At 70.4% G+C, this 12,353-nt stretch carries 13 protein-coding genes; 7 read left to right on the plus strand and 6 right to left on the minus strand.

Annotation, left to right across the window (positions count from 1 at the left end; genetic code table 11):
- Position 1 precedes the first annotated feature (1 nt).
- Both PZ894_RS22975 and PZ894_RS22980 read right to left on the minus strand, forming a co-directional pair.
- Positions 2-532: a DUF1697 domain-containing protein gene (locus PZ894_RS22975; protein ID WP_275748359.1), complete on the minus strand. Its 531-nt coding sequence runs from the start codon at positions 530-532 to the stop codon at positions 2-4.
- An 18-nt stretch (positions 533-550) separates the two neighbouring features.
- On the minus strand, positions 551-1,420 hold the full coding sequence (locus PZ894_RS22980) for a diiron oxygenase (protein ID WP_275748360.1): 870 nt from the start codon (positions 1,418-1,420) through the stop codon (positions 551-553).
- Between the two features lie 58 nt (positions 1,421-1,478).
- Here PZ894_RS22980 and PZ894_RS22985 point away from each other — a divergent pair, with 58 nt between their 5' ends.
- Entirely contained in the window at positions 1,479-2,165 is a 687-nt protein-coding gene (locus PZ894_RS22985) for a TetR/AcrR family transcriptional regulator (protein WP_275748361.1), read from the plus strand.
- A complete protein-coding gene (locus PZ894_RS22990) occupies positions 2,162-2,455 on the plus strand; it encodes a DUF4873 domain-containing protein (RefSeq protein WP_275748362.1) in 294 nt (97 codons plus the stop codon). The genes PZ894_RS22985 and PZ894_RS22990 overlap by 4 nt, the downstream gene beginning before the upstream one ends.
- A gap of 3 nt (positions 2,456-2,458) precedes the next feature.
- On the opposite strand, the gene PZ894_RS22995 is transcribed toward PZ894_RS22990, so the two are convergent.
- Positions 2,459-3,256: an alpha/beta hydrolase gene (locus PZ894_RS22995; RefSeq protein WP_275748363.1), complete on the minus strand. Its 798-nt coding sequence runs from the start codon at positions 3,254-3,256 to the stop codon at positions 2,459-2,461.
- A 253-nt stretch (positions 3,257-3,509) separates the two neighbouring features.
- Between PZ894_RS22995 and PZ894_RS23000 the strand changes: the two genes are divergently transcribed.
- The gene (locus PZ894_RS23000) at positions 3,510-3,944 is read left to right on the plus strand and encodes a MarR family winged helix-turn-helix transcriptional regulator (RefSeq protein WP_275748364.1); all 435 of its coding nucleotides are present in this window, start codon (positions 3,510-3,512) and stop codon (positions 3,942-3,944) included.
- Positions 3,941-5,164, plus strand: coding sequence for an MFS transporter (locus PZ894_RS23005; RefSeq protein WP_275748365.1), 1,224 nt, complete (start codon positions 3,941-3,943; stop codon positions 5,162-5,164). Before PZ894_RS23000 ends, PZ894_RS23005 begins: the two co-directional genes overlap by 4 nt.
- A gap of 73 nt (positions 5,165-5,237) precedes the next feature.
- Here PZ894_RS23005 and hppD read toward each other — a convergent pair whose 3' ends face one another.
- Positions 5,238-6,431, minus strand: coding sequence for a 4-hydroxyphenylpyruvate dioxygenase (gene hppD / locus PZ894_RS23010; RefSeq protein ID WP_275748367.1), 1,194 nt, complete (start codon positions 6,429-6,431; stop codon positions 5,238-5,240).
- An 83-nt stretch (positions 6,432-6,514) separates the two neighbouring features.
- Between hppD and PZ894_RS23015 the strand changes: the two genes are divergently transcribed.
- The gene (locus PZ894_RS23015; protein WP_275748369.1) at positions 6,515-7,006 is read left to right on the plus strand and encodes an Lrp/AsnC family transcriptional regulator; all 492 of its coding nucleotides are present in this window, start codon (positions 6,515-6,517) and stop codon (positions 7,004-7,006) included.
- A 59-nt stretch (positions 7,007-7,065) separates the two neighbouring features.
- Complete coding sequence (locus PZ894_RS23020; RefSeq protein WP_275748370.1) at positions 7,066-8,430, plus strand: glutamate decarboxylase; 1,365 nt, start codon at positions 7,066-7,068, stop codon at positions 8,428-8,430.
- Positions 8,431-8,449: 19 nt separating this feature from the next.
- On the opposite strand, the gene PZ894_RS23025 is transcribed toward PZ894_RS23020, so the two are convergent.
- Positions 8,450-9,091 carry a hypothetical protein gene (locus PZ894_RS23025; RefSeq protein ID WP_275748371.1) on the minus strand — a complete coding sequence of 214 codons (642 nt, stop codon included), beginning with the start codon at positions 9,089-9,091 and terminating at the stop codon, positions 8,450-8,452.
- On the minus strand, positions 9,075-9,899 hold the full coding sequence (locus PZ894_RS23030; RefSeq protein WP_275748373.1) for a hypothetical protein: 825 nt from the start codon (positions 9,897-9,899) through the stop codon (positions 9,075-9,077). Before PZ894_RS23030 ends, PZ894_RS23025 begins: the two co-directional genes overlap by 17 nt.
- Before the next feature lie 90 nt (positions 9,900-9,989).
- Here PZ894_RS23030 and PZ894_RS23035 point away from each other — a divergent pair, with 90 nt between their 5' ends.
- Positions 9,990-12,338, plus strand: coding sequence for an arylsulfatase (locus tag PZ894_RS23035; RefSeq protein ID WP_275748374.1), 2,349 nt, complete (start codon positions 9,990-9,992; stop codon positions 12,336-12,338).
- Positions 12,339-12,353: the final 15 nt, after the last annotated feature.

The following is a 12,353-nucleotide window of genomic DNA, read 5'->3' on the forward strand; positions in this document are numbered from 1 at the left end:
CTCAGCACCACTTCTCGGCGAGCGTCCTGACCACGGTCAGGTTGCGGTTGGTCGCGACGCCGAGGTGCTTCTCGACGACCGTGTTGGTCAACCGGGCGGTGTGGTAGTCGGGGCCGAGCAGCAGGTGCACGGCCCGGCCGCCCACCTTGGCGACCTCGCCCGCCGTACCGACGGCCTCCACGGCCTCCACCTGCGCGGCCGTCGGCGGCTCCTTGAGCAGCGAGACGTAGTGGCGACCCTCGTGGCCGTCGGCGAACCTTCCGGCGTCGGCGGCGATCTCGCGCAGCTCCGCCTGGGTGAAGACGATCGTCGGCACCTCGAAGCCCGCCTCGGCCGCGAACGCCTCCTCCAGCGCCGTCTCGATCCTCGCCCGCGACCGCAGCGAGGTGTCGAAGCGGACGTTGCCGGTGTTGATGTAGGTCTCGACGCCGGTGAACCCGGCCTTCTCGACGGCGGCGACGATCGACGCCTTCGCGAACTTCCGCTTCGCGCCGAGGTTGATCGCGCGCAGGAACGCCACATAGGTCGCCATGCGGATGATCATGCCCGGTCAGCGGATCAGCATCGACTTCTTCCACAGCACGCGCTGGTGGCGCGGGATCAGGCCGAGGTCGTCGAGGTAGGACGTGACCCGCTCACCCATCCAGGCCAGCGTGTCCTGGTAGTGCGGGTTGCCGAGCGCGGCCCGCCGGCCCTCGCGCGGGTCGATCCCGACGGCCCGGTAGACCTCGGGGTTGACCAGCGCCCGCGCGACCATGAATGCGGTCTGGGCCAGCGCCACCTGGTGCCAGGTGAGCGCGACCTTGCTCAGGTCCGGCAGCATCGACTCGACCTCGTCGCGTGCGAACGTCATGTGCCGCGCCTCCTCGAGCACGTGGATCCGGCAGACCATCCGCACCAGCGGCTGGACGCGCTCGTCCTTCATCAGCTCGCGCTGCCAGCGGTCGAGGATCTCCTCCGCCACCAGGATCGAGGCGTACGCCGAGGCGCCGACGCCGATCGTCTTCATCAGCCGGCCGAGGCGGTGGATGACCGGCTGCGGGCCGTACGCCGGCGCGCCGACCTTCTCGATCGCCTTGCCGAACATCAGCGAGTGCCGGCACTCGTCGCCCACCTCGGTCAGCGCGTAGTGCATCCGCGGGGTGCGCGGGTCGGCGGCGTAGAGGTCGCGCACCATCATCTGCATCAGGATCAGCTCGAACCAGAGCCCGACGCTGGAGATGCTCGCGACCTCGTGGCGGGACAGCTCGATCCGCTGCTCCTCGGAGAGCCGGTCCCACAGCGCCGTGCCGTAGAGCGAGACGCGCTCGGGCTGCATGTACCAGAGCCCGTCCACCAGCGGGGCGTCCCAGTCGAGGTCGACCTCGGGGTCGTAGGACTGCTTCGCGCTGGACTTGAGGAGGCGGTCGGTGACGGTCATGGCATCTCTCCCGAGTTATCTGTTACCAGAAGTAACGGTTACCGCTAGACTGGCGCACATGTCGCGTCAGGTCAAGGACGGTCGCTCGGCCCGCTGGGAGGCCCACCGCGAGGAGCGGCGCGCCGAGCTGGTGCTCGCCGCGGTCGCGGCGATCGACGCGCTCGGGCCGTCGGCGGGCATCTCCGAGATCGCGCGCGAGGCCGGCGTCAGCAAGCCCGTGCTGTACCGGTACTTCGACGGTCTCGACGACCTCTACGCCGCGGTCGGCCGCTGGGGCGCCGAGGAGGTCCTCCAGCGGCTGCTGCCGGCGATCCTCACCGAGGCGCCGATCCGCGAGCGCGTCGCCCGCGGCGTCGACGCCTACCTGGCCACCATCGCGGAGCACCCGCACGTCTTCCTGCTGCTGGTGCGCCACCGCGCCGCGGGCAACGACCCCCTGGCCGACGGCAAGGCCGCGATCGCGGCGACCTTCGCCCGGGTGCTCGGCGACACGATGCGCGAGCTTGGCATCGACGCCGGCGGCGCCGAGCCCTGGGCCCAGTCCCTGGTCGGGATGGGGCTCGCGACCGGCGAGTGGTGGCTCGAGCGGCAGACCATGAGCCGGTCCGCCGTCGGCGGCTACCTGACGTCGTTCATCTGGCACGCGTTCTCCGGCACGGCCGGAGAACTCGGCGTACCCCTGCAGTCCCTGGACGCCCCCGATGCCGTCCCCGGATCCATCACCCCGCTCGAGGAGAGGCGATGACACACGCAGCACCCCATCACGAGGCCCGGGAGGAGTACGCCGGCCCCGCGACGCTGGTCGCCGGCGAGGCGGAGCTGGTCGTCGAGGTCGACCTGCGCGGCCGGTTCGAGCCCATCGACGGGCGCTTCCACTGGTACGGCCGGCTCGCGGCCGCGCCCGAGCTCGGCGAGGTGAGGCCGGGGTCGACGGTGACGCTGACGACCGAGCACGGCTCGGCCGAGGGACGGCTCAACGACGTCGATCCCTGGGGCCGGCCCCGGATCAGCGGCCTCGGCCGCCCGCCCTTCTGACCACTAGGCCGGCAGCTGTCGCACGAAGGCCAGGACGCGCTCCGCGAGCCGCTCGGGCTGGTCGAACGGCAGACCGTGGCCGGCGTCGTCGATCTGCTCGACGCGCAGGCGCGGGTTGAGCTCCGCCAGCTCGGCGGCCACATCGAGGGTGACCACGGGTCTGTCGCCGATGACCAGCAGCGTCGGCAGGTCGAGCGAGCCGACGACCTCCCGGTAGGGAGGGTTGGGCGGCCGGAGGACGTCGAACGCGGCGACGCTGGTCCTCAGTCGCGCCTCCACCTGGAGCTCGACGAGCTCGCGGGACCGGCGCGTGTGCCGGGTGAGCGCGTCCTCCAGGAGCGCCGCCCTCCCGCGGTCGATGGCCTCCCGGTGCTGCCCGGCGACGTCGCTCGCATGCACCTCGCGTTGCCGCTCGCCGCTCAGGAACGTGGGATCGACGAGGACGAGTCCGCGCAGGAGGTGACCGGCCCGGGCCGCGACCAGCGCCGCCGTCATGCCGCCCATGGAGTGGCCGACGAGCACGGGGCGCGAGAGGCCGAGCGCCTGGACCAGGCCGACCACGTCGGCGGCGAGATCCGGATAGCGGTAGCCGGCGGCCGGCACGCTCGAGCGTCCATGTCCGCGGGCGTCGGGCAGGATCACGTCCAGGTCGGGCTCGAGAAGTCTCGCCACGGGCGCCCAGCCCGCGCCGCTGCCCATCAGGCCGTGGAGCAGCACGGCGGGCGGCTTGTCCCCGCCGGTCCGCAGGTACGAGATCGACACACCGCTCACGTCGGCATGGCGGACGGGCCAGGACGACATGACGGGAACGCTAGCGGTCATCCCCGTTGATTCACCAAGGGTCTACGCACCCAGCGCACGCACCTCGCTGCGTTGGCGACGCTCGGTAGACAACCCGGTATGCCGTCGCGCCGCCGCCTTGCGATGCACGCACGCTGAGCACGGATACCCCCGACGTATCAACGGGCACGACCACTAGCGAAGCCCGGCCCTCCGACCGATGTGACCCGGCCCATGTTCAATTACATAGGTTTCCTATGTAACATGGTCGGACGTGACCACCTCCCCCGCCCGTGACGTCGAGCTGGCGAGCGACCTCGTGGTGCACGCGGCCCGCCTGGTGCGCGCCGTACGACGCGAGCTGGAGCTGCCCGCGATCGTCCGCATCGTGTCGCTGCTCGACGAGCACGGCCCGGTCGGCATCAGCAGGCTCGCCGAGCTGGACCGGTGCTCCCAACCGACGATGTCGAGCGCCGTCGCGCAGCTCGTCGACCGCGGCTGGGCCACGAAGGCCCCCAACCCCGACGACGCGCGGGGCAGCGTCGTCACCCTGACCGACGCGGGCCGCGCCGAGCTCGCCCGGATCCGCCGGCTCAACGGCGAGCGGGTGGCCGCGCTCGTCGCCGATCATCCCGACCTCGACAACGAGGACCTCGCCACGGCCGTCGCCGTGCTCCGCGGAGTCCTCCAGAAAGGCAGCACCTCGTGAGTTCCCTCCTCAAGCAGCCGCGCGCCGTGTGGGCCGTGGCCTTCGCGTGCGTCATCGCCTTCATGGGCATCGGGCTCGTGGACCCGATCCTCAAGGAGATCGCGGCCGACCTCGGGGCCACCGGCAGCGAGGTCTCGCTGCTCTTCAGCAGCTACATGGCGGTGATGGGCATCGCGATGCTGGTGACCGGCGTCGTCTCGAGCCGGATCGGCGCGAAGCGCACGCTGCTGGCGGGCCTGGTGCTGATCATCGCCTTCGCGGCCCTTGCCGGCGCGTCGGACTCCGTCGGCGCCGTGATCGGGTTCCGCGCCGGCTGGGGCCTGGGCAACGCCCTCTTCGTGGCGACCGCGCTGGCGACCATCGTGCAGGCGTCGAAGGGGTCGGTCGCGCAGGCGGTCATCCTGTTCGAGGCCGCGCTCGGTCTCGGCATCGCATCCGGTCCGCTCCTGGGCGGCCTGCTCGGCGAGCAGTCGTGGCGCGCGCCGTTCTTCGGTGTCTCGACCCTGATGGCGATCGCGCTGGTCGCGACCGCCTTCTTCCTCCCGTCGACGCCGCCGCAGGGTCGTCGTACGTCGCTCGCCGACCCGTTCCGCGCGCTGCGCCACCCCGCGCTGCTGCTGCTCGCCCTGGTCGCGATCTTCTACAACCTCGGGTTCTTCACGCTGATGGCCGCCGGCCCGTTCGCGCTGCCGAGCTTCGGCATCATGCAGATCGGCTGGACGTTCTTCGGCTGGGGCGTGCTGCTCGCCCTCACCTCGGTGGTCGTCGCCCCGTGGCTCCAGCGCCTCTTCGGCACGCTGCCGACGCTGACCGCGGTGCTCTCGCTCTTCGCCGTCGTCATGGCGCTGATGGCCGCGTTCGCCGAGCACGAGACCGTCATCGCGATCGGCATCATCGTGGTCGGTGCCCTGCTCGGCATCAACAACACGCTGGTCACCGAGGCCGTGATGGGCGCCGCTCCCGTGGAGCGGCCCGTCGCGTCGGCGGCGTACTCCTTCGTGCGCTTCACCGGCGGCGCCATCGGCCCCTACGTCGCCATGAAGCTCTTCGAGCACCAGGGCGTGCACGCGCCGTTCTGGTTCGGCGCGGCGGCGATCGCCGTCGGCGTGGTGATCATCACGGCCGGCTCGCCGGTCATCCGCAAGGCCCTGCACGGCGAGCTCGCCGGCGGGCACTCCGTCGACGAGGCCGAGGCCGAGCTGGTCGGCGACCTGGCCTGAGCGTTTCCGGTCGAGACCCGCCAGATGGCTCTCATGAGCACTCCCGAGCAGCCATCTGGCGGGTCTCGACGCATCACAGGTTGCCGCGTGCCTCCTGCTCGCGCTCGATCGCCTCGAAGAGCGCCTTGAAGTTGCCCTTGCCGAAGCCCAGCGAGCCGTGCCGCTCGATGAACTCGTAGAAGACGGTCGGGCGGTCGCCCATCGGCTTGGTGAAGATCTGCAGCAGGTAGCCGTCCTCGTCGCGGTCGACGAGGATCTTGCGCCGCTTCAGCTCCTCGATCGGCACCCGGACCTCGCCGATCCGGGCACGCAGCTCGGGGTCGTCGTAGTAGGAGTCGGGGGTGTCGAGGAACTCCACGCCGTTGTCGCGCAGGATGTCGACGCTGCGCAGGATGTCGTTGGTGGCGAGCGCGATGTGCTGGCAGCCGGCGCCGGCGTAGAACTCGAGATACTCGTCGATCTGCGACTTCTTCTTCGCGACGGCCGGCTCGTTGAGGGGGAACTTCACCCGGTGGTTGCCGCTCGCGACGACCTTCGACATCAGCGCCGAGTAGTCCGTGGCGATGTCGTCGCCGATGAACTCGGCCATGTTCGTGAAGCCGAGCACCTTGTTGTAGAACTCCACCCACTCGTCCATCCGGCCCAGCTCGACGTTGCCGACACAGTGGTCGACGGCCTGGAAGAGCCGCTTCGGGTGCCCTTCGCGGCGCGCGACCTTCGTGGACGCCGCGGCGTAGCCGGGCAGGTAGGGGCCGTGGTAGCGGGACCGGTCGACGAGCGTGTGGCGGGTCTCGCCGTACGTCGCGATCGCGGCGATCCGCACGGTGCCGTGATCGTCGGACTCGTCGTGCGGCTCGACGAGGATCGTCGCGCCCATCCGGCGCGCGTGCTCGATGCACCGGTCGACGTCCGGCACCTCCATCGCGAGGTCGACGACACCGTCGCCGTGCCTGCGGTGGTGGTCGAGCACCGGGCTGTCCGGGGTCACGCCGCCGGTGAAGACGAAGCGGGCGCTGCCGGAGCGCAGCACGTAGGACTTCGAGTCGCGGCAGCCGTTCTCCGGGCCTCGGTAGGCCTCGAGGTCCATCCCGAGCGCCAGCTGGTAGAAGGTCGCGGTCTGCGTGGCGTTGCCGACCACGAAGCACACCGCGTCCTGGGCGGTCACCGGGAACGGGTCGTTGGCGGCGTCGTACTCCACCAGCCCGACCAGCTCCTTGAGCTGCTCGAGCGTGAGGTCGGCCTTGAGCTCGTCTGGGGTCAGCGTCATGGACGCGAGCCTCGCCCGACGCGGACATGATGTGCAAGGCTACGGCGAATTGCTGTACAACCTGTCCAATCAAGGAGCGGACGATGGACCAGCTCGACGGCAGTTTGATCGATCTCTTCGCGACCGACCCACGCGTCGGGGTGCTGGAGGCGTCGCGGCGCCTGGGGGTCGCTCGCGGCACGGTCCAGGCGCGGCTGGACAAGCTCACCGCCAGCGGCGTGATCACCGGGTGGGGCCCCGACCTCTCCCCGGAGGCGCTCGGCTATCCGGTGACGGCGTTTCTGACCCTCGAGATCCGGCAGGAGCCCAGCCAGGGCGGCCACGACACCGTCGGCGACCACCTGGCCGGCATCGCCGAGGTGCTGGAGGCGCACACGATCACCGGTGCCGGCGACATGCTCGTGCGCGTGGTCGCCCGGTCGAACACCGACCTGCAGCGGGTCATCGACCGGGTCCTGGAGACCACGTCCATCGTGCGCTGCTCGACGGTCATCGCGCTCGCGACACAACTGCCCTTCCGGGTCCGGCCGCTGGCCAGGACGGTCACCGATCCCCAACTCACCCAACACGGGTGAGGACCCGGGCGGACCCGCCTTGTCATGGTGGCGATCCCGCAGGCAGGAAGGTCAAGGCCATGCCACCAGTCGACCCGGGCGAGCTCTTCGGCAACCGCTTCCTCGGCCAGGAGGTCCCGACGCACCGGTTCCCGGACGCCGGGATGACCTCGATCGACGCGATGCGCCTGGTCGCGCTCGACATGGCGCTCGAAGGCGACCCGAGCCGCAACCTCGCCACCTTCGTGACCACGTGGATGGAGCCGGAAGCCCAGCGGATCATCGCCGAGAACCTCCACCGCAACTTCATCGACCACGCGGAGTACCCTCGGACCGCCGAGATCGAGCAGCGCTGCATCCGGATGCTCGCGGACCTCTTCCACGCCCCGGGCGAGACGACCGGCGCGCGCACGCAGGGCTCGTCCGAGGCGATCATGCTCGGCGCTCTGTCGCTGAAGTGGAAGTGGCGCGAGCGCCGCAAGGCGGCCGGCTCGTCCGCCGAGGACCCCAACCTGGTCTTCGGCGGCGACGTGCACGTCGTGTGGGAGAAGTTCTGTCGCTACTTCGACGTCGAGCCGCGCATCGTGCCCCTCCAGGAGGGCAAGTACACGATCGGCCCCGACGACGTCGCGCCTCACATCGACGAGAACACCATCGGCGTGGCCGCCGTCCTGGGCACCACCTTCACCGGTCACCGCGACGACATCGTCGGCATCAACGACCTGCTGGTCCGGTTCAAGCGCGAGCAGGGGCACGACGTTCCGCTGCACGTCGACGGCGCGAGCGGCGGCTTCGTGTGGCCTTTCCTCTACCCCGACTCGCCCTGGGACTTCCGGCTCGAGCAGGTCCGCTCGATCAACGTATCCGGCCACAAGTTCGGCCTGGTCTACCCCGGCATCGGCTGGCTGATCTTCCGCGAGCGGGCCGACCTCGCGCCCGAGCTGGTCTTCGAGGAGAACTACCTCGGCAAGACCGATGCGACCTTCACCCTCAACTTCTCGACCGGCTCGGCGATGGTGCTCGCCCAGTACTACAACCTGGTCCGCCTCGGCCGCGAGGGCTACACCTACGTCATGCGGGGGATGCAGGACAACGCCCACGCGCTGGCCGAGCGGCTCGAGCAGATCGGCGGGTTCGAGCTGATCGGACGCGACGAGGAGCAACTGCCACTGGTCGCCTTCCGGCTACGCGACCACTCGAAGTACGACGAGTTCGACGTCGCCTGGCAGCTCTCCGCCGAGCGCGGCTGGATGGTGCCGGCGTACACGCTCCCGCCGAAGGCGGACAACATCACCATCATGCGGGCCCTGGTCAAGCAGAACTTCAGCCGCGAGCACGTCGACACGCTCGCCCGCGACATCGAGCAGGCCTGCCGCACCCTGGAGCTCAAGGGCGGCGCGCACGAGTCCGAGCGTCAGCAGATGCTGCAGAGCCCGGGCCACTGATCCCGCTCGCGCCTCCGGCTCAGACGTCCAGGCTGACCGGCATCGTGGCGACCCAGGCGATCGCGCTCAGGAGCGTCACACACCCGACCCCGCAGAGCAGCCAGCGCAACCGCCGGCTGCGGATCCGGGTACCGATGCCGGCGAAGAAGAGGACCACGGCGTAGAGCACCACCGACAGCACGTAGTTGCTGGCGCGCTGGATGTCGCGACGGACCTCGGCCGCGGAACGCTCGGACTCGGCATCGAGCGCGGCGGCCTTCTCCTGTGCGGCCACGCGGTACTCGTCCATGGCGAACGGCGTGGGCGGAGCGCCCTGCACGGTGAGCGGATCGGTCGCCAGCCACGCCTTGAAGGCCGGCCGGAACTCGGGACGGAACCGGTCCTCGTAGAAGGCTGCCACCTCCCGCTCGCCGCGCTGCCGAGCGTCGGCCCAGGCGATGAACGTCGCCACGTCCACCTGCGACTCGGCCTGCCCGAGACCCTGCGCGCGGGCCGCCTCGATCCGGATCGCGCTGGTCCGGCTGGCGGCGGCGGCCTGCTCGCCGTTCCAGCGGGTGGCCTGGTAGCTGCTCCATGAGGTGCCAAGCGCGGCGACGACGAGCAGGACGGTGACCACGACCTCCTGCCAGTCGCGCCCCGCCGGCTCAGCCGGCTCGGCCATGTTCGTCACACGGCGGGTCGACGTCGACGCCGGCGGCCTCCATCTGCTGATCGATCAGGCCCAGGGTGCGCTCCATCGCCGTCGGCTGCAGCCGGCCGACCCCGTCGCCGTGGGGATGGTCGAAGAAGACCAGGAGCAGCATCATCAGCGTGATCACCAGCGTCACGCTGCCCATCAGCACGCCCTGGGTCGCGGCGCCCTCCGCCCGATCGGCGAAGAACAGCAGGTAGACGAAGATGACCCCGCACACGATCCAGAGCACCAGCCACAGCGGCGCGGGGATGATCCCCTCGGCGCCGTGGATCCGGTCGACCCGGGCCTGCTCACGGTCGGCGGTCTGGTCCATCCAGCGGTCGTACGCCGACTGCTGCGGGTCGGTAGACGGCTCGACGGCCGAGATGGTGTGGAACATCTGCACGCCCCACGGGTTCACCTGCTCGCCGAGCACGCCGGAGTCGAGCGCGTCCCACTCCTCACCGGCGACCGATCGCGCGTAGCAGATGAGCTCACCGGTCAGCTCGCCCGCTGCCGGAGCGGGCAGGTACTGCGCGGTCTGGATCTGCTGGGCGACGATGGTCGCCTCGGACTCGGCCCCGGACCGCGCCCCGTCGTACGACGAGAAGGCCAGGAAGATGATGAAGCCGAGCAGCACGGAGAAGCCGGTGGCGAGGACGCCGAAGACGCCCGAGGCGCGGTCCCCGTCGGTGAACCGACTTCCTTCGGGGGCGTACCTGCGGGCGACCAGCATCGCGACGACGGCGAGGGCGGTGACTCCGATCGCGATCAGCAGGGCCACGACGACGTTCACCCGGCTCATCCTGACCGCCCCGCACCGGGCCGACATCATCCGAATCGTGTGAAGACGCGCCCGTTCCGCGCTCCTACCGTGACCGCAGCCGTGATCCGTGGAAGCGAGGACACCGTGACGATCGAGCCTCCCCGACTGCCTCGGCAGGACGTCCTACCGTTCCCTGCGACCCCGTCGGCGTCCCGGGCCGGCCGCACCATGCAGGAGTCGGTCTACCGACAGCGCGTGCGGGAGAAGCGCCTGCCCGACGAGGCTCCCAACATCGTGGTCGTGCTGATCGACGACGCCGGCCCCGGCCTCCCCGACACGTTCGGCGGGGAGGTGCACACCGCGACCCTGACCCGGGTTCTCTCCGAGGGCATCGGCTACAACCGCTTCCACACCACCGCGATGTGCTCGCCGACCCGCGCATCGCTGCTGACGGGCCGCAACCACCACCGGATCGGCAACGGCCAGATCGCCGAGCTGGCCAACGACTGGGACGGCTACTCCGGGCACATCCCCACGAGCACGTCGCTGGTCGCTGAGGTGCTGACCGACTACGGCTACTCGACCGCGGCGTTCGGCAAGTGGCACAACACCCCGGCCGAGGAGACCACCCCGGCGGGGCCGTTCCACAACTGGCCGACCAGCCGCGGGTTCGAGTACTTCTACGGCTTCCTGGCAGGCGAGGCTTCGCAGTACGAGCCGAACCTGGTGCGCAACACCACCAGCGTGCTGCCGCCCAAGCGCGCCGAAGAGGGCTACCACCTCAGCGAGGACCTCGCCGACGACGCGATCGGCTGGCTGCGCCGGCACCAGGCCTTCGAGCCGGACAAGCCGTTCTTCATGTACTGGGCGAGCGGATGCCTGCACGGACCGCACCACATCATGAAGGAGTGGGCGGACAAGTACGCCGGTGCGTTCGACGACGGCTGGGACGCCTACCGCGAGCGGGTCAACGAGTCGGCCAAGGCCGCGGGCTGGATCCCGCAGGACGCCGAGCTGACGCCGCGCGACCCCAGCCTCCCCGCGTGGGCCGACATCCCCGAGGAGGAGCGGCCGTTCCAGCGAAGGCTGATGGAGATCGCCGCCGGGTACGCCGAGCACGTCGACGTGCAGGTCGGCCGGCTCCTGGACGAGGTGGAGCGGCTAGGCCGCGCCGACAACACCCTGGTGTTCTACATCTGGGGCGACAACGGCTCCTCCGGCGAGGGCCAGAACGGCACGATCAGCGAGCTGCTCGCGCAGAACGGCATCCCCACCACCGTGGACATGCACATCAGAGCGCTCGAGGAGATCGGCGGTCTCGACGTCCTCGGCTCACCCAAGACCGACAACCAGTACCACGCCGGCTGGGCCTGGGCGGGCAGCACGCCGTACAAGGGCATGAAACTGCTCGCTTCCCATCTCGGCGGCACCCGCAACCCGATGGTGGTGCGCTGGCCGGAGCGGATCGTCGCCGACTCGCGCCCGCGCACGCAGTTCCACCACTGCAACGACCTGGTGCCCACGATCTACGAGGTGCTCGGCATCACCCCGCCGCGCGTCGTACGCGGCGTGGAGCAGCAGCCGCTCGACGGCACCAGCCTCGCCTACACCTTCGACGACCCGGACGCCGAGGGCCGGCTGCGCACGCAGTACTTCGAGATCATGGGAAGCCGCGCGATCTACCACGACGGCTGGATGGCCTCGGCCTTCGGACCTCGCGCGCCGTGGGTGCCGGGCCTGCCACCGGGCATCCAGGAGTGGACGCCGGACCAGGACACCTGGGAGCTCTACCACCTCGACGAGGACTGGACCCAGGCCCACGACCTCGCCGAGACCCACCCCGAGAAGCTGGCGCAGCTCAAGGAGGTCTTCGCGATCGAGGCGGCGCGCAACAGCGTCTACCCGGTCGGCGGCGGCCTGTGGGTGCCCGTCTTCCACCCCGAGCTGCGGATCTCCACGCCGTACCGGAGCTGGACCTTCAGCGGCGACATCGTGCGGATGCCGGAGTTCTGCGCGCCCGCGCTGGGCAACCGGGCGAACACCGTCACGATCGACGCCGAGCTGCCGGAGCGGGCCAGCGGGGTTCTCTACGCGCTCGGCGGCGCCGGCGGCGGGCTGACGTGCTTCATGGACGACGGCCACCTCTGCTACGAGTACAACTGCTTCATCCTGATGCGCACCAAGGTCCGGACCGACCGGCCGCTGCCGGCCGGACGGACCCGGATCCAGGTGCGCACCGAGTACGCCGAGGTGCGGCCGGGCGGGCCGCTGAACGTGACTCTGTCGGTCGACGGCACCGAGGTCGCGTCCGGGCTGGTGCCGGTGAGTGCGCCGCTGCTGTTCACGGCCAACGACTGCCTCGACATCGGCACCTGCCTGGGCGGCTCGGTGTCGCTGGACTACTTCGACCGGGCGCCGTTCCCGTTCGAGGGCGCCATCGACACCGTCGAGGTGTGCTACCTCGGCTGACATCGTCGGCCCGCC

It is taken from the genome of Nocardioides sp. YIM 152315, assembly GCF_029210375.1.
Lineage (GTDB): Bacteria > Actinomycetota > Actinomycetes > Propionibacteriales > Nocardioidaceae > Nocardioides.